Below are 25,748 nucleotides of genomic sequence, written 5' to 3' on the forward strand. Positions count from 1 at the left end.
AATGCCGGTAATTATTATAAGGAGAAACAAATGCTTGAAACTATCGCGGTGGTTTTAATTATTCTCTGGATACTCGGTTTTGTTTCCGCATATACGCTCGGTGGATTTATTCACATCCTGCTGGTCATTGCGCTCGTGGCTATTGTCATTCGCATTATCCAAGACCGAAGGCCGTTTTAATTTTAGTATTAAGCGGAAGCGGCGAGCATTATCCCGAAGGAATTGTCACGGCATTGGCGCTTCCGGCAGTACCGGGCGCGGTACTGAAGAAATTACGGGAGGACGGGCGGATGTGTTGGTCGCTACGCTCGGTAAGGCGTTCGGCGTCAACGGCGGTTACGTTACTGCCAGCGCTACGGTTATTGCTTACCTGCGGGAAACCGCGCCGTCATATATCCATCTCAATCCGATCACGCCCGCCGAAGCGGCCGCTGCACTGGCGGCGCATTTGTTCGATCACAACATTCTCGCTACCGAGCGGGATTTGGATTATTTGCTCAATGCGCTGGCGGATTTTCGTCAGTAGCGGCGGACTCCAGGGGTTCAGGCCGCTTGAGTGCGCGGACGAAGAAAGGAACAAACGCTTCAGCGATTTGGAAATAAAAAACGCCAGAACTCGAACTGAATTATTTCACAGCATCTTCAGTTTTATTCTTGATTTCTTTAGCGATTTCTTCCATTTTTCCCTGAGCTTCTTCAGAAGCATCCTTCACCGCACTCGTGATGTCTTCGACTGCATCGCGCGCTTTTTCGTTAGGACGACGGTCTAGCGCGTCGTTGACTTTGTCCATGACCTTTTCTGTGGTTTCCGTTGGTTTTTGTCCGCAGGCGGATAAAGTTGATAGCGCTATCGCAATCATAAAAAGGTAGTGTAATTTCATGTTTTTTCCCCGTGTTGATTAGAACTGAGATTCTAACTCACCGGGCTGGTTTTTATTCAGCCAAGTGAGTTCTTCACGTTATTTTACGTTGGGACAATCCATGTAAACGGGGTGCGATGTAATCACAATCGCCACACGGTTTTCCTGATCGGGTGTGTTGTCGGCACCGGGAACTTCACCAATTGCTTTAGTGATTAATTGACTGGGCCGTGCACCGCTTGCCACCAAGCGTTGTATCACCGCCTGGGCTCTTCTTTCCGATAAATCCTGATTGTAGGCCGGTTTTCCGACAGTATCCGTTGATGCAGTGACGGTTGCAGTCGCATCGGGATGGGCTTCCAGCCAATTACCCACTTTGCCGATGGTTTCGTCTTTGGTTTTAAAGGGTACGGCGCTGCCTGTTTTGAAATAAGCAACGGTATCGTGAATCGATTCTTTTTTATGATGGTTATGGCCATGTACTTCTGTCAGCCACAGACACATTTCCTTCTCCGCTTCCAGACGATGGCGTGCGGCTGATTTGGCCGCATCCAACGCTTTTTGCTTTTCGTTGATATTCCAATAGTGATTTTTCTCAAGATGGCCCAGAATCTCATTGGCGGTTTCCAGATCTTCTTCGGATTGTTCTTGATGCCACATGGCTTGGCCGTAGTGGCCCGATCTGGCGGCTTTAATCTCGGCCTTTAAATCTTCCGTATCGGTTTTTGGCGTGGCGCAGGCAGTCAGGAGCAGTATCAGAATTGCTAGCGGTAAGTAATGATATTTTTTCATGATGATATCCTTATGATCGAATGGGTCGCAGCTGGCTTATTCGCCATCATCCAATGGGCCGTAACTGGTCCAGTAGCCGGGGTAATGCAAGCCAAAATAACGGCTGTCTTCACTGAAACGATTCCAAACATAAGCTGGCGAGGCAAATTCACTGGATGGAACCGGTGAGGTGATGACTTCCACGCCGCCTACCAGTGTCCGGCTCACACCATGCACAATGCCGCGGATAACACCCCACGTCAGACCTAGAAAAATATTTTGATCGCTGGTGATATTGATCACGTTTTTGGGAATCTCGATAAAGCCGAAGGCGATGTTTGCCACACCTTGGCTTAGTTTGTCGATGAAATAGCTTTCTGCTTTGGCTGTCGATGTCATCATCAGCGCGCAGGTTAGAATGCAGGCAGCCAGAATTTTATTTTTGCTCATGAGTAGCTCCTTATTTTTTGAATTGAAACTACGCGAGACCCTACACAGGTACCCAAAAGTGCAGACCCCACACCGATCTTTACTTTGATGACTGATTTATCTGGGAATTTTCTTGTTGCCCCAGATTTTTCATCATAAAGCTGCTGGTTGGATAAATAAATAAGCTTTTGCTTATTTCTATCTAAGCGATTTGCTTATAAAAATACGATGATGATTGAGAATCAGCGCAAAAATCGGGAGAAGGCGCGTGATTCTGAGTGCCACGGGCCGATGACTCCTTCAGAGGGAAAGTCCGTCCGCTATACCCCTTGTGGCGGACGATAAAGCAGAAACAGGGGCGGTTGGGCGGCAAAATACCGTCAAAAAATGAATTACCAGGAATCTTTGTTCAAAAAAACTGGCAGGATTGCCGGAGGTCGAAAAGCTGCTGGTTGTTCAGCGTTTCCCTAAGAAAGGTGTCTTCCGGAAATGTCCTCGGATAACAACTACTCCGAGTGATCTCACGTTTTTCTGGATCAGATGTAGTTTTTCGCACCGAGAAAATAAAAAAGACCTGAATTTATTCAAGTCTTTGTTTTATTTGGCGTCCCCAACGAGATTCGAACTCGTGTTACCGCCGTGAAAGGGCGATGTCCTAGGCCTCTAGACGATGGGGACAAAGTGATGTGTTGCTTATGGCACCGCTTAATCCAAGAGAAACTGGTGGAGATAAGCGGGATCGAACCGCTGACCTCTTGCATGCCATGCAAGCGCTCTCCCAGCTGAGCTATACCCCCTGATCAAAGGAAGGGGGATTATACTGATGCGATGATTTATTGTAAAGAAAAGATCAACCGGGAAAACTACCGAGATGACTGTTCATGCGTGCCAGTGTTTCTTCGCGTCCGAGCAACGCCAGTACCGCATCAATCGACGGGGTGTGAACCTCGCCGGTGACCATGACCCGTAACGGCATGGCGATTTTCGGCAATTTGACATCGTGTTCCTTGGCGGCGGTTTTTATTTCCTGATGGATGACTTCTCGTGTCCATTCGATGTGGCGGAATCTTTCCAGCAAGCCGGTCATGATCGGTTTTGTTTCCGCAGTAAAATGCTGCGCTTTCAACTCGTCATCCGGTTCCAGCGGACGGTAAAAGTACACTGCGGCATCCGCCAATTCTTCGATGGTATTCACTCGCTCTTTGAGCAAATCGACAACCTGTGTCAGATCGGGGCCGCCATCCGTCAGACAATTGTCTTTGGCCAGGAAAGGTGTCACCAGCTCAGCTAGGCGGGTATTATCCGCTGTTTTGAGATATTGCTGATTGATCCAATGCAGTTTTTCCGGATTGAATTTGGCTGGAGAACGGCTGATCGCGGATAAATCGAACCATTCCACCAGTTGATCGCGGCTGAAAATTTCCTCGTCGCCGTGCGACCACCCCAGTCTCGCCAGGTAATTCAATAACGCTTCCGGCAAATATCCATCCTCGTGATATTGCATGACCGAGACCGCGCCATGCCGTTTCGACAAGCGCTCGCCGTTGGCGCCCAGAATCATCGGCACATGCGCGTATTCCGGTAATGTGGCGCCCAATGCCTTAAGAATATTGATCTGGCGCGGGGTATTGTTGACGTGATCGTCGCCGCGAATGACGTGGGTGATATTCATATCCAGATCGTCGATCACCACGCTGAAATTATACGTCGGGACGCCATCACCGCGCAGCAGCACCAGATCGTCGAGTTCGCTGTTGGCGACGGTGATTTTTCCCTTGATCTGATCGTTGAAGGTCACGTAACCGTCCAGCGGGTTTTTGAATCGCAGCACCGGTTTTATACCGGCTGGCGGTGTTTGCTTGCTATCGCGCCAACGGCCGTCGTAGCGGGGTTTCAAACCGGCCGCCAATTGCTGCTCACGCATTTCCTCTAGCTCTTCCTTGGTGGCATAGCAGTAATACGCTTGATTATTTTGCAATAATTGCTCGGCAATCTCGTGATAACGAGCTAAGCGCTGCATCTGATAAAACGGCCCTTCGTCGTAATCCAATCCCAGCCACGCCATGCCGTCCAGAATCGCCTGGATCGATTGCTGCGTTGAACGTTCCAGATCGGTGTCTTCAATGCGTAAAATAAATTTTCCACCGTGCTTGCGAGCATAAGCCCAGGAAAACAGCGCGGTGCGTGCGCCGCCGATGTGGAGATAGCCGGTTGGGCTGGGGGCAAATCGTGTGCGTACCATCATGATTGTTGTGTCAACTATTACGCCGAATATTGGAAAGCGGATAGTTTACGCGATTCCGCCGAGTATGTTGATAGCCGTATGAAAGCCAAAGCCGATTATAATGAGCGCACTTTTTAATTCAGATGCTTTTCTTGTGGCGCAGACAAGCGCGTTTGCTCAATGACTGACTTGATCCATGATCTGATTTTTGCCACTGCCGGACGGACACCGGACGCTGAAGCGTTGTCTTATGACAATCAGCGCATCAGTTATGCCATGCTGGCAGGGGCAGTCAAGGCAACGGCGGAGGGTTTGCGTGCATGCGGCTTGAGCCGTGGCGAGCGTGTGGCGGTTTATCTCGAGAAACGTTCCGAGACCGTAATCGCGCTCTTTGCCGCAGCGGCGGCGGGCGGTGTGATGGTTCCGGTGAATCCGGTATTGAAGCCGGAACAGGTGACGTACATACTGATCGATTGTAATGTCAGGATATTGGTTACCTCACTGGAGCGGTTAAAGTTGCTGCAAGCGGTTCTGCCGCTTTGCCACGATTTGCATACGGTGATTCTCGTTGATGGCGGAGATCATTTGCCTGCGCTTGCTGGTTTGACAGTTGCTGGTTGGCAAGCCATTTCTGCGGTGCAAAAAGAATATTCCGCAGCAGGCGTGATCGACAGCGACATGGCGGCGATTATTTACACTTCGGGCAGCACCGGTAAACCCAAGGGTGTGGTGCTGTCACATCGCAATTTGCTGGCCGGTGCGAAAAGTGTCGCGCAGTATTTGCAGAACCGTCCGGATGACCGGATTCTGACCGTGCTGCCGCTGAGCTTCGATTATGGATTGAATCAACTGACGTCCGCTTTTTATGCGGGTGCAACCAATATCCTGATGAACTATCTGCTGCCGCGCGATATCATCCGCATTGTCAGCGACGAACGAATCACCGGCCTTGCGGCTGTGCCGCCACTGTGGATTCAGCTGGCGCAATTGGACTGGGGGAAAACACCATCGTTGCGCTACATTACCAATTCAGGCGGCGCCATGCCGCGTGCGACGCTGAATCAATTGCGCAGTGTTTTACCGGCAGTGCAGGTTTTCCTGATGTACGGTTTTACCGAAGCTTTCCGCTCGACCTATCTGGCGCCGGAAGAAATCGAACGGCGCCCGGATTCGATCGGCAAGGCGGTGCCGAATGCGGAAGTTTTGGTTCTGCGCGACGATGGCTCGCCGTGCGCGCCGGGTGAACCGGGCGAATTGGTACAGCGGGGCGCTTTGGTGGCGATGGGATATTGGAACGATGCGGAAAGAACGGCGTTGTGCTTCAAACCGCTGAAGGCGCGCCAGGCCGGATTGCCGCTTGTGGAGATCGCTGCCTGGTCCGGTGATACCGTGCGTGTCGACGAAGAGGGATATCTGTATTTCATCGAACGCCGCGACGAAATGATCAAAACCTCCGGTTACCGGGTCAGCCCTACCGAAGTGGAAGAAGTTATTTATGCGTCGGAATGTGTTGCGGAAGCGATTGCGATCGGTGTGCCGCATCCCGTACTGGGGCAAGCGATTGCGGTGATCGTGACGGCCCGCCGCGGCATGCGGCCGGAAGCTGATCTTTTGCTGCGTCTATGCAAGCAGCGTTTGCCTGCGTATATGCTGCCTAGTCACATCGAACTGCGTGAGGGTAATTTGCCGCGCAATCCGAACGGCAAAATAGACCGTAAATTGCTTTCTCAGGAATTGCAGCATTTGTTTAAGGAAACCGCTTAATGAGCAATTTACCTCCGGAACATGCGCCGCTGGTGCAGTTTGCCGTGCAGGACGATTGTCTGCAAGTGGGCGGTATGGCGTTGACGCGTTTAGCGCAACGCGTCGGTGCGACGCCGTTTTATGCGTATGATCGGCAAAAAATCAGCGAACGTATTGCATTATTACGGCGGCATTTGCCGGCAGGGGTTTTGCTGCACTACGCGATGAAAGCCAATCCGATGCCGGCGCTGGTGCAACATGTGGCCGGTTTGGTCGACGGTATGGATGTCGCTTCGGCGGGTGAAATGCGCGTGGCGCTGGATACGGTTCTGCCGCCGGACAGCATCAGTTTTGCCGGGCCGGGAAAGAAAGAGCATGAATTGCGCAGCGCCATCGCGGCGGGTGTTATTCTGAATCTCGAATCGGCGCGGGAGATGGAAGCGGTTGCAAAACTGGGAACGAGTTTAGGGATTACACCTAAAGTGGCCATCCGGGTTAATCCGGATTTCGCGCTCAAATCTTCCGGCATGAAAATGGGCGGCGGGCCGCAGCCATTCGGTATCGATGCCGAGTGCGTGCCCGATGTGCTGCGGCGATTAGCCATGCTGGACCTGGATTTTATGGGTTTTCACATTTTTAGCGGCTCGCAAAATCTCAATGCAGCCGCGCTGCAGGAAGCGCATGCAAAATCCGTGCAACTGGGTATCCGGCTGGCTGAATATCTGCCATCTGCGCCGCGCTGGCTGAATATCGGTGGCGGGTTGGGAGTGCCGTATTTTCCCGGAGAGCGGGCACTGGACCTTGCCGCTGTGGGTGAAAATTTGCAGCGCCTGATGCCAGAGGTGCAGCGGCAATTGCCCGATGCCAGAATTGCGATCGAATTAGGCCGCTATATCGTCGCGGAAGCGGGGATTTATGTGTGCCGTGTTCTGGAACGTAAAATCTCGCGCGGACAAGTTTTTCTCATCACTGATGGCGGGCTGCATCATCATCTGGCCGCTTCCGGCAATTTCGGCCAGGTCATCCGCAAGAACTATCCGGTCATCATCGCCAATAAAGTCCGTGGCGCGGAAAGAGAAGTGGTATCCGTTACGGGGCCATTGTGCACACCTTTGGATATACTGGCCGATCAGTTGTCCATGGCCAAAGCATCCGCAGGCGACTTGGTTGTGGTGTTGCAGTCGGGCGCCTACGGTTTAAGTGCCAGTCCGGTCGCATTCTTAGGTCACCCCGCACCCATCGAAGTGCTGGTTTAATCGATTAAATTTCATCATCCTGCGCGCAATTGTTGTTTATTGTGCACAAGTAGTTATCTTTGTTGTAATTCTCCCATTAATTGTTAAAGATCAGTTGAATATTCGCTTTAAATATACTTAAATGACCGCTGTAGTTAATTTATATTACTTATTGAAAGAAAAGCTTTGTTTCGTGCGGCTAAAATTAGAAATGCACCGTAGATTCTGCGCTTTTTCAATGATGATGTAGCGCCAGCACAGTTTACTATTTTGACACTTTTGCTTGATATCAACGAATGTCCGGAGGAGTGCTAAAAATGAATGTAACGAGCTGCTTATTTAATTGGGTGATTCTATGAATGATTTGTATCAAAATTTTCAGAAGTTCTTTGAAATTGTAGTTGCTGATACAGCTGAGCTGCTTGAGCATGTTTATAGAATCCGCTATCAAGTGTTGTGCGTGGAACAGCGTTTGCCCGGATTCGACCCTGCACATTGTCCGGGTGAAAAGGAAAAAGATAGCTATGACAGTCATTCCTGCCATGTGCTTTTGCGCTATCGCCCATCGGGAGAATTTATCGGCACTGTGCGGTTAATTCTGCCGGATTCAACGCGGCCTGAAAAGCTATTGCCGGTTGAGTTGTATAGTCAAACAGATCCTGCACTGTGCGATATCAAAGCATTGCCGCGCCAGCAGACGGCTGAAATTTCCCGCTTTCTGGTGATCAGTCAGTTTGACCGGCGTAAAGACGAACGGCGCAGGGAAGAGCGCCGCAAGGAAACCACTGGGACTGACAGCGATAAAAGAAACACGCAGGATCGCCGTTCCACCGATCGCCGTTCCGCGCTCAGCATTGGACTGGTGCTGATGGCGGGCGTTTTACGCATGTCTGTCAAATACAATATTAAGCACTGGCTATCGGTTGCCGATCCCGCGCTGAATAAGCTGATGGGTTTTTACGGCTTGAATTTTAATCCGATCGGACCACCGGTAGACTATCATGGCATGCGTCGTCCCTATTACGTGAAAGTAGAAGACGCACTCAATAAAATGTATCAAGAGCATCACGATGCCTGGGAAGTCGTAACCGACTGCGGTACTTATAATCCCATTCATATTAACTAATGGAATAACCCTGAATCAGGAATCTGTTTCTTGAATTTATTTCATTTCTCTTTACAAGCTCAATTCTCAAGGCACTGTTTCTTAAAAACTAGAGCCTGCTTGTGTTTTGCTCTGACTTTATGCCTTTGGGTTGTGGCAGTAGAAGTAAGAGCAAATGATCATTATGAAATTGTCACCAATCCGGGCGTGAACGAAAAAACCCTCTCGGTCAATTCGTTACGCTCAATTTTCAGTATGCGTTTGAAAACCTGGTCTGACGGAACCAAGATCAGGGTTTTTGTGCTATCCGATGAAGATCAATTGCATCAAATCGTTTCCAAGGAGAAGTTAAACGTATTTCCCTATCAACTCAGATCCACCTGGGATCGATTAGTATTCTCGGGCACAGGCCAAGCGCCGATTAAAGTCAACTCAAGTGAAGAAATGCTTGCCAGGATTGCTACTACACCCGGCGCAATAGGTTATTTATGGAGAGCCAATATTAATGAAAATGTTAACGTGCTCGAGATTAAGTAGCTATTTCAGCAGCTCCGTCCGGTGGCTGGGTAAGGGCGTTGCCGTGCTGTGGGTAATCGGCGCTGCTTCCGTTCAGGCGCAACAGCTTGATCAACCACAAAAGCAATCTGAATCCGCTCAAGCGCCTGTCAAATGGGTGCAAGCGAAAGATTTACCCGCCGAAGCGACAGAAGCGGGCAATACCAAAGAAAAACCCGGAGTGGTCAGCACTGTGCTCAATTGGTGGCATTCAACCGATCGCCCCGGAGATCTGCAGATTCATGGCTTTGTCAGCCAGGCTTATATAACAACTTCGGATAATGATGTTTTTGGCAATAGTGATAAAGGCGGCAGCTTTGGTTTGACCGAAGCCGGGCTCAACGCTTCCTTGCGGCCATTGCCGAGGCTGCAACTCTCGGCGCAGGTGTTGTCGCGCCGTGCCGGTGAGGGAAATTCGGGCATGCCGCGTCTTGATTATGCCATCTTCGATTACCGCTTGTATTCCCAGGAGGTAAACCAATTCGGTATCCGCGTGGGCCGGTTGAAGAATCCTTTCGGGTTCTATAATGAAACCCGGGATGTGGCGTTTACGCGTCCCAGTATTATGCTGCCGCAATCGATTTATTTTGATCGTACCCGCAATTTGGGACTTTCCAGTGATTCCGTGCAGCTCTATGGCGATACCGCAGTATCCGATTGGGGTACGTTGTCTACCCAGTTTGGCGTGACACTGCCAGTCGTGAATAACAGGGATACTGAGAGTTCATTACTGGGATTGGTACGGCCGGGGGAATTGAATCGCGAAATTTCTTATATTGGCCGTGGAATATTTGAGACTAATGATAAACGCCTACGCTTGGGTATCAGCGGGATATGGCTGAATACATCGTATGATCCAAAAAAATTACACTCCCCGTTAGAATTAGGGCCCGGTTCCTTAGAGTTCACGCCGGTAATTTTTTCTGCTCAATATAACTCGGAACGTTGGACACTGACTTCGGAATATGCGATACGGCCTTTTAGCTATGATAGAAATTTTAAAAGTACAAAGTTAAATGGTCAGCATTTCGTTGGCGAGAGCTATTACTTTCAAGGTGAATATCGCTTTACTCCGAAATGGGAAGGTTTTTTGCGGTATGATGCTCTCTTTATTGATCGATCAGATCGCGATGGAAGCGATTGGATTGCAAAAGATCCCGCCGGACGAAGTGGTTTAGGACATAGTCGTTTTGCCAAGGATATTGCCGTGGGCATACGTTGGAATGTTACACCGGCATTCATGCTGCGTGCCGAATATCATCATGTTAACGGAACAGGCTGGTTATCCGGATTGGACAATCCAATCGATCTAAAAACGGGCCGGCCCATAGACACACATCAATATTGGGATCTTTTCGCGATTCAGGCTTCTTATCGTTTCTAAGTAGAAATTCTGATGGAAAATAGTTCCGGAATTAAATTGGAGAAAGCGCCTGTCGTTTCAAATCCCAAAGGGCGCCGGTTCCGCAGTCTGAGATGGAAAATCTCACTGAGCAGCATGATTCTGCTGGCGGTGGTGATGCTATTTTGTTTCGTCAGTTACCTGGGCTTAATGGCCAATTTCGATAATCAGCGGGAAGTCGAATACCATCGCTACTCCAGGGAAGTCAATAGTTTAATCAAGAACACCTCGCAGAATTTATACCAGCTGGCTGAAATGATTCCGTTTCTGGACGGTATGAAGAAAGCTTTGCTGACTAACGATGGCGAAAGCATCAGCAAAGTTTTTGATCTGCACTGGGCACTATTACAATTCCATAATGGCGTTGAATTCGTTCATTTTTATAATCCGCAGAATCAATTGAACGCCAGCTGGGATAGTCTGGATACTCATATGGATGGCAATATTCTGCTGTCGACCTGGGTCAGTCATGTGAACCAATCGGAAAGACCCATTAATCCGTTACTTTGCCGGGAAAGCTGCATACAGTACATTGTTGCGCCGTTGCTCGTAGAAGGTAAAAAAGTGGGTGTCGTGGTGATGGGGATATCGCTGGCGGATGTATTTCTGGCGTTTAAACGCATCGCCGGCGCTGATATCGGTCTGCTGATCAAGGAACAGAATAGTTTGCTGCAGAATGATTTCGATTTTTTGCGCTGGAATATTCATATCTCGGCACTGACCAACAAAGAAAAAAATCTTGAGGTTCTGAAAAAGGTCGCCCGGATATACCCGGAAATGTCAGCGTTACATAATGGCGCTCAGATCCGTTGGAACGATCAGTATCTGCAAATAAAATTATTTCCGCTCGACTCGTATGAACCCGATAAAGCGCATCTGATCGTAATGACCGATGTGACCGCTGCGGTGAAGAATATTCATGATTCCATCTGGAAGATTGCACTGATCGGTTTACTGGGGCTGATTTTTGCGGAAATATTGTTGTTTCTGATTTTTACCCGGTTGCTGGCGAAGCTGAAAGATGTCGTGTTTGTTCTGCCACTTCTAGCTAACGGGCAGTTTGAAAGATTCCGCTTATCGGTGGCTTCCACGGACCGGGTGCAGCGTTTCAGGGATGAGGTCGACACACTGTCGGAAGCTGCCGTTTCCTTGTCGCTACAATTGGAAAAGCTGGAACAGGAAGTATCCACGCGGACAAAAATGCTTATCGAGCAAAAAAATGAGCTCGGCAGAGAAAGAGATTTTGTCGAGAACCTGCTGGATACGGCGCAAGCTATCGTGCTGACGCAGAGTTCCGAAGGCCGGATCATGTCGCTCAATGCGTATGGCGAAATGCTGATGCGTTACACCGAAAGTGAACTGCAGGGCAAATCTTTCCTGAACATCCTGATTCCGGAGTATGAGTCACAAGATTTGCTGACGCGCTTTAAAGAAATTCACAGCGGGCAAAGAATGCAGTTGCGGCATGAAGCGATAACCCATTGCAAGGATGGAACGACACGGCATGTGGCCTGGCTGCACTCGCATCTCGGCCGGCAATCCGAGGATGATCCGTCGATTTTGTCGGTCGGGTTGGATGTCACCGAGTATAAACGGGTTGAAGGGCACTTAGCCTGGCTGGCGGATCACGATCCACTGACCAATTTATTCAACCGGCGGCGTTTCAGCGAAGAACTGGAGCAAGTGCTGAGCCGGGCGGAGCGTTACCGCCACCCGGGCGCGTTGTTGTTTTTCGATCTGGATCGTTTCAAATATATCAACGATACCAGCGGTCATCAGGCGGGTGATACGCTGCTGAAAATGGTCGCCAGCATGCTGGCTCAGACCATCCGTGCAGACGATATTACCGGCCGTTTGGGCGGTGATGAATTCGCGATTATTTTGCCGGAAATCAATGCCAACGGTGCGATCGAAGTAGCGAAAAAGGTTCTGGATCAACTGGGCCATGCGCAATTGACCATCAACAACCGCACACACAAGATTTCAGCCAGTATCGGCATTGCCCTGTTTCCAGAGCATGGCGCCAATATTCATGACTTGCTGGCTGCCGCGGATCTGGCGATGTATCAGGCCAAGGCGATGGGGCGGAATGCCTGGTATCTATTCTCCGATAAGGATCGCAGTCGTGAGCGCATCCATACCTTGGTGTATTGGAAAGAAAAAATCGAGTATTCGCATTTGCATGATAATTTCATGCTGTATTTGCAGCCGATCATGCAGGTGAAAACTAAAGAGATCTCGCACTATGAAGTGTTGCTGCGGATGCAGGATAAAGACGGTTCGGTGCTGTCACCCGGCGAATTTATTCCGGCGGCGGAACATACCGGATTGATTCACGCCATCGATCATATGGTGCTGCGCAAAGCCATCGCACAAGTGGCCAAAATTTACCAAGCCGGATTCAAGGTCAGCTTCTCAATCAACTTATCCGCGCATGCCTTTAATGATCCGGAATTATTACCGATCCTCAAGGAAGAATTGACTTCGCAGGACATGGATCCGGCCTGTGTCATGTTTGAGATCACCGAGACTGCGGCGTTGGAAGATTTACCCGGTGCGCGCGGATTGATGATAGAGATCAAGGAGCTAGGTTGCGGCTTTGTGTTGGATGATTTCGGGGTTGGTTTTTCATCTTTTTACTATTTACGCGAATTGCCGGTCGATGTCGTCAAGATTGACGGCTCGTTTATCCGCAATTTATCCGAAAGCAGCGACGATTTGATCCTGGTTAATGCGCTATGCAGTGTAGCTCGCGGTTTCGGTAAGAAAATCACGGCGGAATTTGTCGAAAGCGCGGAGATACTCTCGCTCATCGAAAAGATGGATATTGATTATGCGCAAGGATACTACATCGGAAAACCGGCGCCGGCCACGGAATTTTTTACAGAACATGAAAGTGATTCGTTTTAATGCGGTTTGTTTCCTTGATACGACTGGCTGATGCTGCTGAGCTCCGTTAATCGTGCCGCTACCCGGTAATTGATACTTCCTTCGGGATATCCGCCATTGGCATCCGCTTCCCCCGCCGGTAAACCGGTCAGCAGCGTAATGGCTTGATCGATATTTTCCATCGCATAGACGTGAAATTGACCTGCCGTTGCGGCATCGACGACATTCTGGCGTAGCATCAGATGCTGGACATTGGCTGCGGGAATCAATACGCCTTGCGTGCCGGTCAATCCGCGTGCGTTGCAGATGTCAAAAAAACCTTCGATTTTTTCGTTTACTGCGCCAATGGCTTGGACTTGACCCAACTGATTGATCGAGCCGGTCACGGCCAGCGACTGATTGATCGGCGCATCCGCCAGATTGGAAAGCAACGCGCATAATTCCGCCAGCGATGCGCTATCGCCATCGATCATGCCGTACGACTGCTCAAACGCCAGGCTGGCGGACAGCGCCAACGGTTGATTCTTGGCGTAACGCGCGGCCAGAAATGAAGAAAGAATGAACACGCCTTTAGAGTGAGTGGCTCCGGAGAGCTTGACCTCACGCTCAATATTGATCAAATCCCCTTTGCCCAAGTGGCTGGTGGCGGTAATCCGGATGGGTTGCGCAAAGGCGAAACCGCTGAGTCCGATAACCGCAAGACCGTTGACTTGTCCGGTTACCGCACCTTGCGTGCTGATCATCAGGATATCGCGCTGAATCGCCTCGTATAGCCGGTCTCTGATGCGATCTTGACGGCGGATCTGCGCATCGATCGCCTGCTGTACATCGCTGGCCAGCACGGTGTCATGATTTACTGCGCGTGCCCAGTAATCGGATTCGCGCAGTAAATCCGCGATGCTGCGCATGTGCATGGACAGTTTCTCCGCATCACCCGCTTGGCGTGCGCTGTATTCAATCACCTGGGCAACTGCGAAGCGGTCGTAAGGCAGCAATCCTTCCTTGCGCGCCACAGTGGCGATCAATTTCGCATAGAGGAAATGACTCTCGGCGGTCCGTCCGATGGTTTCCTCGAAATCCGCGGCGACTTTGAATAGCTCACTGAACTCCGGATCGTATTGTTGCAGTAGGTAATAAAATAACCGGTCGCCGAATAAGACCACTTTGACATCCAGCGGAATCGGCTCCGGTTCGAGCGATACGGTGCTGACCAGGCTGTAAATCTGTCCCAGTGATTCGATATCAATCTTGCGGGCTTGCAGTGCGCGTTTCAAACCCTCCCAGGCAAACGGCTGCATCAGTACTTTGCGGATATCCAGCAGCAAGTAGCCGCCATTGGCCTGATGCAACGCACCGGGTTTGATTAAGGTGAAATGAGTGACCAGCGCGCCAAACTGAGCAATATGTTCCACCCGTCCTATCAAGTTGCTGTAGGTCGGATTATCTTCATAGACGATGGGCGCTCCCGGTTTCTGATGATTCGAGCTCAGCACATTCACCTGATAATTGTTGAATGTTTGATGAGTGACGACGGTCATGCCGGAAATATTGACGGATTCATCCGGTTTGCGGAAATCATCGACATGCATCACCATGTCTTGCTGTACGGCATCGAAGAAATCGAGCACGGCGGGTAAACCGGCATAGATTTCGCGCAATTCGTTGAGCATATGCGCAATGCTGGATAGCATGATATCGTGATTCAACTGCTTGATACGTTCACTGCGCTCGCGGCGGCGTTGCGGCAAGCGGGCCAAAATTTTTTCCAGATGCGCTTGCAATTCTGCAACATCGGTCTCGATCTGATCTTTTCTTTCCTGGGGCAACTTATCGTATTCATCCGGCGGAATGGCTTCGCGATTACGGCTTGGTGCCAGCGCAAATCCTTCTGGCGTGCGCAGCAGGATAATCTCTTTTTTCTCGGCTTCCGCTTCTAATTCCGCGATATCACGTTCTTGCCGTTCATTGTATTCTTGCTGTATCGCATTGATTCTGCCCCGATACTCCTCGCTTTCAAACTGCACGGGAATGGCGCTGCGCAAATAATCCACCAGCCGTGCCATGTGCGCACGCAATGCTTCCCCTTTGCCAGATGGTAATTTAAGCGCTTTCGGTTTGTGTGGTTGAGTGAAGTTATTGAGATAGCACCAATCTGGTGGTTCTGCTTCTTCGCTGGCTTTGCTTTCGAGAAATTGCTGCACTAAGGTGTGCCGGCCCATCCCGGGCGAGCCCAAGACAAAAAGATTGTAACCTTCCCGGCGAATGTCCGAACCGAAACGTACCGCATCCATGGCGCGCGCTTGGCCGATGATCTCTGTTAAGTCCGGTACGTCCGCCGTGGTCTTAAACGTGAATTGACCGGGATCGCAGGCATGACGTAACCGTTGCGGTTGCAGAGGAATAGTAGCGGTCATTATTTTTCTTCAGTAGGTTAGCGGATAATGGGTTGCCTGGTTGACACTTTTATGAGTAAAGTAGCAACCGGATCTTCCATGCGATAACCGTATTGTAATGGATGAAAGCGCTTAGCCAATACGGATCGTTAATTATTCACTTTTTCACAAGATATCAAATTTGTCATTGCATTGTGTGCATGGTACGGACGCGGTAATCGAACCGGAGAAGTGGCAAACTTCATCCGGTTGTTCCGGGAATGACCGTGCCTTGAGAGAACGGCGGTTTTTGTGGCAGAAACCCTAGTGACCCCGAAAAGCCATGTTGAATACTGAGCCGGTACTTATCCTGTTGTTTAATTTTTTGCTTGCAAAGAGAGGAGAGAAAGAATGATAACGCTAAGAAAAAGTATGGTATTTCAAGTTTTTCTAATTGTTCTGACCATCGGTCATGCCCACCCCGTATGGGCGGATAAAGTATCCGGTGTTTTTACCGCACAGCAAGCTTGTCCGGCGTATGTGTCAAAGAACAAATCGACCAATCCGGATAATAAGCAGATTCTTGCGGGCAGCCAGTACGACATTATCGAAGTGATTAAACCCGGCCAGCCGAGCTGGTACCGGGTGGTTCTGCCCAATGCAGACCCCAAAGAACGCTGGGTAAGTGCCGAATGCGGTCAAGCTCAGATTACCGGCGGCGGAACGGGGGGGGGTGGAAATTCCGGTGGTAGCTGCAACACAGCCGGCCAGGCGGATAGTTATGTGCTGGCGCTGACGTGGCAGCCCGCTTTCTGTGAAACCAAGCCGGACAAAGCGGAATGTAAGATTACCAATCCCAAGGTTTATCAAGCCAGGCATTTTTCATTGCATGGTTTATGGCCGAATAAAAAAAGCTGCGGGATACAGTACGGTTTTTGCGGCGATGTCAAAGGACAGAAGAGCAATTTCTGCGATTACCCGGCGGTTCAATTGGACGCCGATTCTACGGCTTCATTAGCTGAAGTGATGCCCAGTGTGACATCAGGTTCCTGTCTTGAACGGCACGAATGGTTCAAGCATGGCACTTGCCAGGCGAACTGGTCAATGGGAGGCTATTTTGATCTGGCAGCCGATTTGACGCGCCAATTCAACGATGCCGGGGTGGCTTACTTCATGAATCGCCGGATCGGTCAGCAGGTCCGCACGGAAGATTTCCTTGGTCGCGTGGTTGCGGTGCTTGGCCCCGCAGTTAAAGACCGCATCAAATTGACTTGCAATCAAGGCATGCTGGTCGAAGTGCAACTGAATTTGTCAGCTGACTTGAAACCGGGCGCCGATCTGGAGAAATTGATGGAGAATGCGCCGCTGCAAGGTAAATCCAATTGCGGCGATACTTTCCTGGTTGATGCTATCGGGCAATAGTCAGCGCGTCAATGAAACGTTAAGCTAGTTGATTACGTTCCCGGTCACTCCACTACCTCCGGGAACGTAATCCGCAAACTATTGCGTGTTTACACAATTACAAAGCCTGAAACACCACATCGCTCACTGAAAGCGCCGTCGACTGCTGCAGCACGCCGACAAATGTGATGCTGGCAATGTCGCTGACAAAGTGCACCACGATATCATCGCCTTGTGCATCGATGCTGGTGATATACGGTGATAGTTGCGCATAGTCCGCAACCCCCAATCCGGTATCGAATGCCACTTTATCCACGCCCGGAACGAAATCCTGAAAAGTATAGAAACCGACACTGGATAGCCCGAAGATATCGGAACCTTCGCCACCGGCCATGCTGTCGCTGCCTAATCGTCCGATCAGCGTGTCGTTGCCGCTGTTTCCGATCAACGTATTATTGGCGCTATTTCCCACTAGCTTATCGTTACCGGAGCCGCCGATGGCATTTTCGATCACTGAATTTAATCCCAGTGACAAATTATCAACCGCAGCAGGGCCTGCCGGGATGAGGCCGACCGAGCTGAGCGTGCCAGGTGCGGCGGCATTGAGATTGAGTGTGACGGCTGTCGTCAAACCGGATGCATCGAGCGTGTCGGTGCCGCCGTCATCGTAGATGGTTTGCACAATATGGCCGCTGTCTGTCGTGAACGTGTAGGTGTCATCGCTGGTATTGACCGGTTTGGCATTATAAAGATAAGCCAACGCTGCATAATCATAGGGTGCGAGATTGATCCGCTCGAGACCTTGGCTTTGTTGGGTGTACGACATGATGCTGAATAGTTCCGAATCCTCCACGCCAGTCAAGAACGGTCCGTCATTGGGATTCGATGATCCCGGGTCTGCCGCGTTGTAATCTCCGGGATGCTTCAATCCAAGGGTGTGTCCGATTTCATGGATCAAAGTTGAATAGGCATTGGTCCCCTTTACCACGTGGGTTGTTTGCGAAACTGCGGCTACATTGTTGATGTATAGATCTCCTGCGGTATCGCCGGTAAATTTTTCCGGATAATAGGCATAACCGGCCGTAGCAGCCTGGGAATTATTGCCGAAACGAAGCTGACCGTACGATGACACGGAATCATGCACCTCGGTGAATGTGATGTTGAATTGCGACGACAGCGTAGCCAGGATTTCCCGCACGGCGGTTTGCTGATCGCTGGTCATTACGCTGAAGCCGTTGCCATCCTGAGCCGGATCCGCATATACCGGTAACGCCGACATGAAGCTATACGTCAACGCCACGGTTCCGCTGGGTCCCGCATCCCAGCGGATGTCACTGCCCGCCAGCACAGCGTCAATACGATAATCGTCCGTAATACTCGGCATACTTTTCTCCTTGCAAAATGTACAGATAGGCAATTAATTCTTGGTTTGCGGATTATAAAGCGATGAAAAACAGAGCAATCGCAATAACATCGTAACTTTCTTGTTCTAATTTCCGGATTTGGTCTGGCAGTAATTTTCTGCGATGAAGAAATACCAAATCTGACTGCTTTACCAAGGCACCACTTGCCCATCGAACGCATAAAACTTCCCGGAATCCTGCAATGTGAGATTGCCGATCACGCGGCGCATGCCGGTGACGCTTTGTTCGGCGGTGATCAACGCACCGGGGCCGCCCATGTCGGTTTTGACCCAACCCGGATGCAACACGACGGCGATGATTTTTTTGGGATTCAAGTCGATTGACAGGCTTTTCATCACGATGTTGACACCTGCTTTGCTGGAGCGGTAGATATAACTTCCACCGCCGCGGTTGTCGGCGATGCTGCCCATTTTGCTGGTGATGGTGGCGATGGTTTTGAGTTCGCTGCGCGCGATCCGCTGGATAAAGGCTTCGGTTATTTTCAGCGGCGCCATGGTGTTGACTGCGAAAGCCTGTTGCCAGGCGGCATAGTCAGTTTCGCCCAGAGCATCACCGCGCGCGGGGGGATAGACGCCGGCATTATTGATGAGCAGATCAATCGGCTGCTCGGATAATGTTTGTGCCAATTGATCAATCTGCGCGTGATCGATGACATCCAGCGCATGCACGGTGATTTGATCTGGGTATTGCGCGGCGAGGCGATTGAGCGCCTCGGCGGCTGCCGGTTTGCGGCAGCAAGCAACAACCCGCCAACCATCTGCGGCATATTGCCGCACAAACTCCAGTCCGATGCCCCGGTTCGCGCCGGTAATCAACATTGTTCTCATTTTTCTCTCGCGTATTTATTGCAGGAAGCCGATTGCTGAAATGTGCCGGTTGAATGTGACAGAGTTAATGTAAATCATGATCTTATCAATCTCCAGTTTTATTAAGCGGGTTCCAATTCATGATAGCACTTTCCCGGACGGTTAATGGAACGTGATCAATGACATGAAAAACATTGTGCTATGTAGGTGATTATTAAGACTACATATTCACTTGACGAAGATAATATGTCTGACTACTATAAAGAAAGCAGCATGGATTATTGCTGTTTTTTGTCTTTCTTTAACTATTTTAAGGGCTTATTATGTTACAGTTTAAAAAGACGTTATTAGGTGGTATTGCACCATTACTGTTATCTATTGCACTGGCAAGTCCGGTAATTGCTTCCGATGGGCATCATGCACATGGAAAAGATCATAATTTTGCCGCCTTTAACAAAGATAATATTTTGCTCACGCCAAGAGGTTATCGTGAATGGGTTTTTGTCGGCGCACCGGTTACACCTAACGATATGAATGACGGCAAAGCCGTATTCCCAGAATTTCACAATGTGTACATCGATCCAACCAGTTGGAAACATTGGAAGAAAACCGGTGAATTCCGTGATGGAACGATTATTGTGAAAGAATTGGTGAGTGTAGGATCTAAATCAGCACCGAGCGGAAATGGCTATTTCGCGGGAGAATTCAATGGAATCGCTGCGATGGTAAAAGATTCCAAACGTTTCCCGAACAGACCGGGTAACTGGGCATTCTTCGGTTTCGAATCTTATGAAGCCAAGGAAGGCGCAATACAGGCTGATGAGGCTTGCGCAGCTTGCCATAAAGATAATGCCGCGCAAGACATGGTATTCACTCAATACTACCCCGTATTACGCGCTGCTAAGCCTAAAAAATAATTAAGTTGATGGCGAATTAGCCATCATTGGTTTTTGAACGAAGCAATTTGATTCGTGATGAACATGGATCAAATTGCTTTTTTATTTGAGTATCGATATGGGTTGTGTTTTCAGAAGTTATTTTTCCATTCTCGCAATACCGAGAAAACGCTGAGTGGATCCGGGAGCGTTATTGCAGCGTGTTGCTGCGCGCTTTCGATGAGTGCTTGCTGATCGCAGCGCAGGAAAGGATTTACGGCTTTTTCAAGAAACAATGGCGAGGGAAGCGTCGGGATATTTTGCCGCCGCCGTTGTTGCGCGGTGATTTCCAGTTCGATGAGTTTCCGGTTTTCCGGATCAACCGCTCTGGCAAAGCGGATGTTGCTCAACGTATATTCATGGGTGCAATAAATATTGGTATCTTCGGGTAACCGAGCCAGCTTCTGCAAGGACTGGTACATTTGCTGCGCGTTCCCTTCAAATATCCGCCCGCAGCCGCAAGAAAAGAGCGTATCGCCACAAAATACCAAGGCAAATGGATCGGTTCCATAATAAGCAATATGGCCGCGGGTATGCCCGGGAATATCCATGACGGTAAGACGCAGCGGCAGTTGCGGCACATCGATCTGATCGTTTTCCCGGACCGGGTGCGTAACTTCCGCGATGGCTTCATTGCATGGTCCGTATACCGGCACAGCGGATAATCGCCGCAGCTCGGCAATACCTCCGGTATGATCGCTATGATGATGGGTGATAAGAATCGCGCATAATTGCAGTTTTTCCGTTTGCAAATAATCTATAACGGGAAACGCTATACCCGGATCGATTACCACGGCATAATCCCGGTTGTGAATGACCCAGATATAATTGTCTCTAAATGCAGGTACCGGCTGAATGTTCAACATGAAATTTCCCTATCTTACGAATGGTGAAGCTGATGTTTTTGATCGGATGAGTTCAATCGTATAAATTTAAGCAGAATTATTGATCATGACTGTTCAAAATGTTCAACAGTGGTTCGAATCCTCGCTTGGTCAATATCTGATCGAACATGAGCAGTGCTACTTTGATCAGGTTGTGGCGAATATTTTTGGCTACAATGCCGTGCAAATCGGCTGGCCGCAATTTAATTTTCTGCGCTTGAATAGAATGCCTTTTCATTTCTCCGTGGGACTTGAGACTGGAGCATCCTTGCGTGCCGCGCCGGGTTTTCTGCCGATTCAGAGCAACAGTGTCGATCTTGTCATTCTGCCACATACGCTTGAGTTTAATGCCAATCCGCATCAAATTTTACGTGAAGTACATCGAATTTTGATACCGGAAGGTCATGTCGTGATATCCGGCTTTAATCCGTTCAGCTTGTGGGGAGTGTGCCATTACTTGCGGTCGACCCGGCGGGAATTTCCCTGGAATGGTCAGTTTATTGCGTTGTCACGGCTTAAAGATTGGTTGAAGTTACTGGATTTTGAAATGGCTGGCGGCCGGTTATGCTGCTATACACCGCCTTTTAAGCAAGAAAAGTGGCGAAAACGGCTCAGTTTTATGGAGGCGGCAGGGGATCGCTGGTGGCCGATTTCCGGGGGAGTGTATTTTTTGCATGCGATTAAGCATATGCACGGTATGCGGATTATCAAGCCGGATTGGAAGAATTGTCTCAATGCCCGGAAAAAAATGGTGCCGGTCGCGCAAAGAGTAAATGAAGCTTCGCTTGAAGAGAAGTCAGCGGAAAAGCTCAATCAGACTGATGAGTCGCGCAGATAATGAGTACAGCAGATGCTAAAGTGGTTGAGATCTATACGGATGGTGCTTGCAAAGGAAACCCGGGCGTTGGGGGGTGGGGTGCTTTGCTGCGCTATGCCGGTCATGAGCGTGAGATTTTCGGCGGAGAACAATTAACCACGAACAATCGCATGGAATTACTCGCGGCCATACGCGCTTTGGAATCACTCAAGCGTCCTTGCAAAGTGCATCTCCATACCGATTCGCAATACGTTCAGCGGGGCATCAGCGAATGGCTCGATTCGTGGAAAGCCCGGAATTGGCGAACCGCGAACAAAAAGCCCGTAAAGAATGAAGATTTATGGAGACAGCTGGATGAGTTAGCGCAGCAACATGAGATTGAATGGTGTTGGGTGCGTGGGCATTCCGGGCATGTGGAGAATGAGCGCGCCGATCAACTGGCAAATCGTGGCGTGGAAATGATAACTTCCGGATAAGTAGAGTAAATTCTAGGATCTGATATGCGTCAAATTGTACTGGATACCGAAACGACCGGCTTGGAGCATAAGCTCGGTCATCGTCTTGTTGAAATAGCGGCGGTGGAATTATGGAACAGGCAACTCACGGGTAACCACTTTCACTATTATCTTAATCCGGATCGAGCAAGTGATGAAGGAGCGTTGCAAGTGCATGGGTTAACAACGGAATTTCTTCAGGATAAACCGAGATTCCATGACATTTCCAAGGAATTCCTGAATTTTATCAACGACGCCGAACTGATTATCCATAACGCACCGTTCGACGTAGGATTTCTCAATCATGAATTGAGTTTGATCAATTTAAAAACACTGGATAAGTATTGTGCAGCGATAACGGATACTTTAAAACTCGCGAAGGAGTTTCATCCGGGTAAACGTAATAACCTCGATGCGCTATGCGAGCGCTACAGTATCGATAATTCAAAGCGCACGCTGCACGGGGCATTATTGGATGCGGAGCTATTGGCCGAAGTTTATCTGGCCATGACGCGCGGCCAGGAAAGTTTACTGATCGACTTGGAATATACCGAGACCGTTCAACACGCCGTTGGGAATCTGGATAGTTTGAATTTGAAAATTATCGAGGCAACAACTGAGGAATTGGCGCAGCATGCGATGGTATTAGAAAAAATCGCGCACGAGAGCAACAATAAATGTCTATGGAGAAAGCTCGAGAGCGCAAATGCCAGTGATACGGAATCAATCGGGACGAGGTATTAAATTTGATAGCTAACCTGCGGGGTTTTGTCAAAACGTTCTATTAGAGAACAGTAGAGTTTTGCCGGTGATGCCGGACAAAACTCTAGTGAAATAAGTAGAGCCAGAGAGGGTGAGAATTGCAGTGAATGACGAGGCGAACCTGCAACTAGAATCCAAGACTGGCGAGTAGATCATCAACCTGATCTTGATTGCATACCACATCATTGCGTTTTTCGGGATTCGTGACCGGACCGTTCAGAAGTCCTTCATCAGCAACAATAATATTTTTCTTGGCTGGAACGTTTGCAAGTAGTAGATCTATCAGATCTTTCTCCAAACTTTGCACCATGTTTGTAACTTTTTTGATCACTTGACCAGTAAGATCCTGAAAATCTTGTGCCATCATGATTTCCATCAGCTGCGTATTGGTGGCGCTGGCTTGTTCCGGGATTTTATCAAGATATTGCAGCGTATCAATTAGCAATAATTTAAATTTTTCCGTATCTGGGTTGGTTTGATGAGTTTCGAACGCTTGTTTCCATTGCTCAGATAAATGCATGGCATCAGCGGAAATCTTCTCTTGAATTGGCATGGCAATTTCAGTTGCATTCAGTGTGCGTTCCGCCGCTTGCTCGGTTTTGGTCGCTATATAGGATAATTTATCTTGCGCTTCGGGGACTTCGGATGCAATTTCCTGAAGACGTTTGTCGTACCCCAGTTCACGCAAACTATCGTGTAAGTTTCGGGTTAATTGTCCAATCTGATCAATAACTTTTTTATTAGTAGTCACTGATTCGCTGGCTTCCGTATTTTGAGCCATTTCAACTGGCGGCGTATCAGCTAATTTGATGGATTTCTTGGGTTTGGTGCTGATTGTTTCTTGAGAAGTATCTTCTGTTTTAGCTTTCATAAGACTTTTTGTATTCATTTTGAACTCATCGGTTTGTTATGAAAAGAAATGCTATGCTTTTACAGCTATTTTGGCTTCCATGTTCTGGAATATCTTATTCAATTTTTCTTCCAGTACAGCAGCAGTGAAAGGTTTCACAATATAACCACTTGCTCCCGCTTGGGCTGCAGCAACGATATTTTCTTTTTTCGCTTCAGCGGTGACCATGAGTACAGGGATATTTTTTAATGCTTCATTGGCACGTACATTCTGAAGCATGGTTAACCCATCCATATTGGGCATGTTCCAATCGGATACAATAAAATCAAAATTGCCATCTTGTAGCTTGCGTAAAGCTACTGCTCCATCTTCAGCCTCATCGACATTGACAAATCCTAGTTCTTTTAAAAGATTGCGAACGATTCTACGCATGGTAGAAAAATCATCCACTACTAAGAATTTTAAATTTTTGTCAGGCATTCTCTTCTCCGTAAATAACAATATTTTATGTACTACCAGAATTGCTTTGATTTTTAACCAGCTCATCAGCTCTTGCTGCATGATTTTCTCTTCGCCGTTGTTTTTACGACCGTCAAGCATGAAAGTTTAGAATAAATCTGAAAATTCCTATGAGCGGTGCAAAATGTAACGCTAAGCTCGCATTGAAACTGCTGAGCCGTACAAGGTTGATAGTATTACGGGAGATTGATGGAAGATATTGAGTGAGAGGAAGTAAGCTTCGCTGGGATAATCGGATTACACGGAATCTAGCGGCAGTAGTCGTTTTCTTTGAACCATTTGACCGCATCCCTAAGCGCTTCAACAGCGGGGCGGTGTTGATAGCCCAATTCCCGGTTAGCTTTTGTGCTGGAGAAAAACATTAATTTCTTGGCCATGTGAATGCTGTCGAGTGTTGCACGCGGTTCCGTGCGTGTGAAGAGCGCCATTTTTTCCATACACCAAGCCATCGGGAGCATGACATTGATGGGTATGTTGACGCGCTTTCTGTGTGTTCCGTTGATTTCGTCGATGAGTTGCAGAATTTGCAGCAGCAACATGTTATCACCGCCCAGAATATAGCGTTCTCCAGCCTTTCCGCGCTGAAATGCTAGTAAATGGCCTTGCGCGATGTCGTCGACATGCGCAATATTCAGACCGGTATTGACGTACGCCGGCATGCGTCCCATCAAGGTATCCAGCACGATCCGTCCGGTCGGTGTGGGGCGCACGTCTCCAGGGCCGATCGGCGTGGAAGGATTAACGATGATTAATGGTAAGTGGTATTCATCAACGAGTTGTTGTACCAATTTTTCAGCTTGGTATTTGGAACGCTTATAGTGACCTTTAATGCCCGCAAAATTGGCGGGCGTTTCCTCAGTGGCGGGTGAGCCATCGGCGTTTAATCCGAGTGTTGCCACACTGCTGGTATAAACAATCCGTTGAATGCCTTCGTCATGGGCGGCTAAAATCAGCGCACGCGTACCAGTCACGTTAATTTCATGCATGGTTGCGGGATCCGGAACCCACAGCCGATAGTCGGCGGCAACATGAAACAGATTGTCGCAACCCCGGACGGCGCGTTTGAGCGATGCATGATCGCGCAAATCACCTTCGGCAATTTCAACAGCGAAATTTTTCAGATTTCTCCGGTCACTATCGGGTCTTGCCAAAACACGCACCTCATGCCCGGCCGCAAGCAGGCACCGCATCACCGCGGAACCAAGAAATCCTGTTGCACCTGTTACTAATGATTTCATGATTCTTTGAATGCGAACCTGTATTCGGGCCCG

Annotated in this window: 24 protein-coding genes and 2 tRNA genes; 13 read left to right on the forward strand and 13 right to left on the reverse strand. The window is 49.1% G+C overall.

Annotated elements, in window-relative coordinates:
* Nucleotides 1-30: 30 nt before the first annotated feature.
* Both BLU57_RS15820 and BLU57_RS16535 read left to right on the forward strand, forming a co-directional pair.
* The gene (locus BLU57_RS15820) at nt 31-180 is read left to right on the forward strand and encodes a lmo0937 family membrane protein (protein WP_143026949.1); all 150 of its coding nucleotides are present in this window, start codon (nt 31-33) and stop codon (nt 178-180) included.
* The gene (locus tag BLU57_RS16535; protein ID WP_256206211.1) at nt 143-526 is read left to right on the forward strand and encodes an aminotransferase class I/II-fold pyridoxal phosphate-dependent enzyme; all 384 of its coding nucleotides are present in this window, start codon (nt 143-145) and stop codon (nt 524-526) included. The genes BLU57_RS15820 and BLU57_RS16535 overlap by 38 nt, the downstream gene beginning before the upstream one ends.
* A 100-nt stretch (nt 527-626) precedes the next feature.
* On the opposite strand, the gene BLU57_RS07760 is transcribed toward BLU57_RS16535, so the two are convergent.
* The 6 genes from BLU57_RS07760 to gltX form a co-directional block, all read right to left on the reverse strand.
* Nucleotides 627-881, reverse strand: a complete 255-nt coding sequence (locus BLU57_RS07760) for a hypothetical protein (protein ID WP_090318765.1) — start codon at nt 879-881, stop codon at nt 627-629.
* A 78-nt stretch (nt 882-959) separates the two neighbouring features.
* Entirely contained in the window at nt 960-1,652 is a 693-nt protein-coding gene (locus BLU57_RS07765) for an OmpA family protein (protein ID WP_090318768.1), read from the reverse strand.
* A gap of 36 nt (nt 1,653-1,688) precedes the next feature.
* On the reverse strand, nt 1,689-2,081 hold the full coding sequence (locus BLU57_RS07770; protein WP_090318771.1) for an exosortase system-associated protein, TIGR04073 family: 393 nt from the start codon (nt 2,079-2,081) through the stop codon (nt 1,689-1,691).
* Between the two features lie 581 nt (nt 2,082-2,662).
* A tRNA-Glu gene (locus BLU57_RS07775) sits at nt 2,663-2,738 on the reverse strand.
* A gap of 43 nt (nt 2,739-2,781) precedes the next feature.
* A tRNA-Ala gene (locus tag BLU57_RS07780) sits at nt 2,782-2,857 on the reverse strand.
* Nucleotides 2,858-2,910: 53 nt separating this feature from the next.
* On the reverse strand, nt 2,911-4,302 hold the full coding sequence (gene gltX / locus BLU57_RS07785) for a glutamate--tRNA ligase (protein ID WP_090318932.1): 1,392 nt from the start codon (nt 4,300-4,302) through the stop codon (nt 2,911-2,913).
* A gap of 162 nt (nt 4,303-4,464) precedes the next feature.
* On the opposite strand from gltX, the gene BLU57_RS07790 reads away from it, so the two are divergent.
* The 6 genes from BLU57_RS07790 to BLU57_RS07815 all read left to right on the forward strand — a co-directional run bounded on the left by BLU57_RS07790 (nt 4,465) and on the right by BLU57_RS07815 (nt 13,234).
* The gene (locus BLU57_RS07790; protein WP_090318774.1) at nt 4,465-6,048 is read left to right on the forward strand and encodes an acyl-CoA ligase (AMP-forming), exosortase A system-associated; all 1,584 of its coding nucleotides are present in this window, start codon (nt 4,465-4,467) and stop codon (nt 6,046-6,048) included.
* On the forward strand, nt 6,048-7,283 hold the full coding sequence (locus BLU57_RS07795; protein ID WP_090318777.1) for a pyridoxal-dependent decarboxylase, exosortase A system-associated: 1,236 nt from the start codon (nt 6,048-6,050) through the stop codon (nt 7,281-7,283). Before BLU57_RS07790 ends, BLU57_RS07795 begins: the two co-directional genes overlap by 1 nt.
* 334 nt (nt 7,284-7,617) lie before the next feature.
* Nucleotides 7,618-8,388, forward strand: coding sequence for a PEP-CTERM/exosortase system-associated acyltransferase (locus tag BLU57_RS07800; RefSeq protein WP_090318780.1), 771 nt, complete (start codon nt 7,618-7,620; stop codon nt 8,386-8,388).
* Between the two features lie 30 nt (nt 8,389-8,418).
* A complete protein-coding gene (locus BLU57_RS07805; protein WP_090318783.1) occupies nt 8,419-8,904 on the forward strand; it encodes a substrate-binding domain-containing protein in 486 nt (161 codons plus the stop codon).
* Nucleotides 8,873-10,306 (forward strand): porin family protein, encoded by a 1,434-nt coding sequence (locus BLU57_RS07810; RefSeq protein ID WP_090318786.1) that lies wholly within the window; start codon nt 8,873-8,875, stop codon nt 10,304-10,306. The genes BLU57_RS07805 and BLU57_RS07810 overlap by 32 nt, the downstream gene beginning before the upstream one ends.
* A gap of 12 nt (nt 10,307-10,318) precedes the next feature.
* The gene (locus BLU57_RS07815; RefSeq protein WP_090318789.1) at nt 10,319-13,234 is read left to right on the forward strand and encodes a bifunctional diguanylate cyclase/phosphodiesterase; all 2,916 of its coding nucleotides are present in this window, start codon (nt 10,319-10,321) and stop codon (nt 13,232-13,234) included.
* On the opposite strand, the gene BLU57_RS07820 is transcribed toward BLU57_RS07815, so the two are convergent.
* Nucleotides 13,231-15,627: a Lon protease family protein gene (locus BLU57_RS07820; protein ID WP_090318792.1), complete on the reverse strand. Its 2,397-nt coding sequence runs from the start codon at nt 15,625-15,627 to the stop codon at nt 13,231-13,233. The genes BLU57_RS07815 and BLU57_RS07820 overlap by 4 nt on opposite strands.
* Before the next feature lie 369 nt (nt 15,628-15,996).
* On the opposite strand from BLU57_RS07820, the gene BLU57_RS07825 reads away from it, so the two are divergent.
* A complete protein-coding gene (locus tag BLU57_RS07825; protein ID WP_090318795.1) occupies nt 15,997-17,007 on the forward strand; it encodes a ribonuclease T2 family protein in 1,011 nt (336 codons plus the stop codon).
* 97 nt (nt 17,008-17,104) lie between these two features.
* On the opposite strand, the gene BLU57_RS07830 is transcribed toward BLU57_RS07825, so the two are convergent.
* Both BLU57_RS07830 and BLU57_RS07835 read right to left on the reverse strand, forming a co-directional pair.
* Nucleotides 17,105-18,370 carry a M10 family metallopeptidase C-terminal domain-containing protein gene (locus tag BLU57_RS07830; RefSeq protein WP_090318798.1) on the reverse strand — a complete coding sequence of 422 codons (1,266 nt, stop codon included), beginning with the start codon at nt 18,368-18,370 and terminating at the stop codon, nt 17,105-17,107.
* A 168-nt stretch (nt 18,371-18,538) separates the two neighbouring features.
* On the reverse strand, nt 18,539-19,237 hold the full coding sequence (locus BLU57_RS07835; RefSeq protein WP_090318800.1) for an SDR family oxidoreductase: 699 nt from the start codon (nt 19,235-19,237) through the stop codon (nt 18,539-18,541).
* A 302-nt stretch (nt 19,238-19,539) separates the two neighbouring features.
* On the opposite strand from BLU57_RS07835, the gene BLU57_RS07840 reads away from it, so the two are divergent.
* Entirely contained in the window at nt 19,540-20,133 is a 594-nt protein-coding gene (locus tag BLU57_RS07840; protein WP_090318803.1) for a cytochrome P460 family protein, read from the forward strand.
* A 110-nt stretch (nt 20,134-20,243) separates the two neighbouring features.
* Here the strand turns inward: BLU57_RS07840 and gloB are convergent, their stop codons facing one another.
* Nucleotides 20,244-21,017: a hydroxyacylglutathione hydrolase gene (gene gloB / locus BLU57_RS07845; RefSeq protein WP_090318806.1), complete on the reverse strand. Its 774-nt coding sequence runs from the start codon at nt 21,015-21,017 to the stop codon at nt 20,244-20,246.
* A gap of 85 nt (nt 21,018-21,102) precedes the next feature.
* Between gloB and BLU57_RS07850 the strand changes: the two genes are divergently transcribed.
* From BLU57_RS07850 to dnaQ, 3 genes are read left to right on the forward strand one after another with little or no spacing between them, the layout of a single operon-like run.
* On the forward strand, nt 21,103-21,873 hold the full coding sequence (locus BLU57_RS07850) for a class I SAM-dependent methyltransferase (RefSeq protein WP_371113155.1): 771 nt from the start codon (nt 21,103-21,105) through the stop codon (nt 21,871-21,873).
* On the forward strand, nt 21,873-22,328 hold the full coding sequence (gene rnhA, locus BLU57_RS07855) for a ribonuclease HI (RefSeq protein ID WP_090318809.1): 456 nt from the start codon (nt 21,873-21,875) through the stop codon (nt 22,326-22,328). Before BLU57_RS07850 ends, rnhA begins: the two co-directional genes overlap by 1 nt.
* 24 nt (nt 22,329-22,352) lie before the next feature.
* Nucleotides 22,353-23,090, forward strand: coding sequence for a DNA polymerase III subunit epsilon (dnaQ, locus tag BLU57_RS07860; RefSeq protein WP_090318812.1), 738 nt, complete (start codon nt 22,353-22,355; stop codon nt 23,088-23,090).
* 145 nt (nt 23,091-23,235) lie between these two features.
* Here the strand turns inward: dnaQ and cheZ are convergent, their stop codons facing one another.
* The 3 genes from cheZ to hpnA form a co-directional block, all read right to left on the reverse strand.
* A complete protein-coding gene (gene cheZ, locus BLU57_RS07865; RefSeq protein ID WP_090318815.1) occupies nt 23,236-23,997 on the reverse strand; it encodes a protein phosphatase CheZ in 762 nt (253 codons plus the stop codon).
* Between the two features lie 33 nt (nt 23,998-24,030).
* A complete protein-coding gene (cheY, locus tag BLU57_RS07870) occupies nt 24,031-24,438 on the reverse strand; it encodes a chemotaxis response regulator CheY (RefSeq protein WP_090318938.1) in 408 nt (135 codons plus the stop codon).
* Between the two features lie 287 nt (nt 24,439-24,725).
* Complete coding sequence (hpnA, locus tag BLU57_RS07875; RefSeq protein WP_090318817.1) at nt 24,726-25,715, reverse strand: hopanoid-associated sugar epimerase; 990 nt, start codon at nt 25,713-25,715, stop codon at nt 24,726-24,728.
* Nucleotides 25,716-25,748 lie beyond the last annotated feature (33 nt).

This window comes from Nitrosomonas oligotropha, assembly GCF_900106555.1.
Taxonomy (GTDB): Bacteria; Pseudomonadota; Gammaproteobacteria; order Burkholderiales; family Nitrosomonadaceae; genus Nitrosomonas; species Nitrosomonas oligotropha_A.

Excerpts from the sequence above, each read along its gene's own strand:
- BLU57_RS15820 (WP_143026949.1), top strand. The coding sequence starts at position 31 with ATGCTTGAAACTATCGCGGTGGTTTTAATTATTCTCTGGATACTCGGT.
- BLU57_RS07760 (WP_090318765.1), bottom strand. The coding sequence starts at position 881 with ATGAAATTACACTACCTTTTTATGATTGCGATAGCGCTATCAACTTTA.
- BLU57_RS07765 (WP_090318768.1), bottom strand. The coding sequence starts at position 1,652 with ATGAAAAAATATCATTACTTACCGCTAGCAATTCTGATACTGCTCCTG.
- BLU57_RS07770 (WP_090318771.1), bottom strand. The coding sequence starts at position 2,081 with ATGAGCAAAAATAAAATTCTGGCTGCCTGCATTCTAACCTGCGCGCTG.
- gltX (WP_090318932.1), bottom strand. The coding sequence starts at position 4,302 with ATGGTACGCACACGATTTGCCCCCAGCCCAACCGGCTATCTCCACATC.
- BLU57_RS07790 (WP_090318774.1), top strand. The coding sequence starts at position 4,465 with ATGACTGACTTGATCCATGATCTGATTTTTGCCACTGCCGGACGGACA.
- BLU57_RS07795 (WP_090318777.1), top strand. The coding sequence starts at position 6,048 with ATGAGCAATTTACCTCCGGAACATGCGCCGCTGGTGCAGTTTGCCGTG.
- BLU57_RS07800 (WP_090318780.1), top strand. The coding sequence starts at position 7,618 with ATGAATGATTTGTATCAAAATTTTCAGAAGTTCTTTGAAATTGTAGTT.
- BLU57_RS07810 (WP_090318786.1), top strand. The coding sequence starts at position 8,873 with ATGAAAATGTTAACGTGCTCGAGATTAAGTAGCTATTTCAGCAGCTCC.
- BLU57_RS07815 (WP_090318789.1), top strand. The coding sequence starts at position 10,319 with ATGGAAAATAGTTCCGGAATTAAATTGGAGAAAGCGCCTGTCGTTTCA.
- BLU57_RS07820 (WP_090318792.1), bottom strand. The coding sequence starts at position 15,627 with ATGACCGCTACTATTCCTCTGCAACCGCAACGGTTACGTCATGCCTGC.
- BLU57_RS07825 (WP_090318795.1), top strand. The coding sequence starts at position 15,997 with ATGATAACGCTAAGAAAAAGTATGGTATTTCAAGTTTTTCTAATTGTT.
- BLU57_RS07830 (WP_090318798.1), bottom strand. The coding sequence starts at position 18,370 with ATGCCGAGTATTACGGACGATTATCGTATTGACGCTGTGCTGGCGGGC.
- BLU57_RS07835 (WP_090318800.1), bottom strand. The coding sequence starts at position 19,237 with ATGAGAACAATGTTGATTACCGGCGCGAACCGGGGCATCGGACTGGAG.
- BLU57_RS07840 (WP_090318803.1), top strand. The coding sequence starts at position 19,540 with ATGTTACAGTTTAAAAAGACGTTATTAGGTGGTATTGCACCATTACTG.
- gloB (WP_090318806.1), bottom strand. The coding sequence starts at position 21,017 with ATGTTGAACATTCAGCCGGTACCTGCATTTAGAGACAATTATATCTGG.
- BLU57_RS07850 (WP_371113155.1), top strand. The coding sequence starts at position 21,103 with ATGACTGTTCAAAATGTTCAACAGTGGTTCGAATCCTCGCTTGGTCAA.
- rnhA (WP_090318809.1), top strand. The coding sequence starts at position 21,873 with ATGAGTACAGCAGATGCTAAAGTGGTTGAGATCTATACGGATGGTGCT.
- dnaQ (WP_090318812.1), top strand. The coding sequence starts at position 22,353 with ATGCGTCAAATTGTACTGGATACCGAAACGACCGGCTTGGAGCATAAG.
- cheZ (WP_090318815.1), bottom strand. The coding sequence starts at position 23,997 with ATGAATACAAAAAGTCTTATGAAAGCTAAAACAGAAGATACTTCTCAA.
- cheY (WP_090318938.1), bottom strand. The coding sequence starts at position 24,438 with ATGCCTGACAAAAATTTAAAATTCTTAGTAGTGGATGATTTTTCTACC.
- hpnA (WP_090318817.1), bottom strand. The coding sequence starts at position 25,715 with ATGAAATCATTAGTAACAGGTGCAACAGGATTTCTTGGTTCCGCGGTG.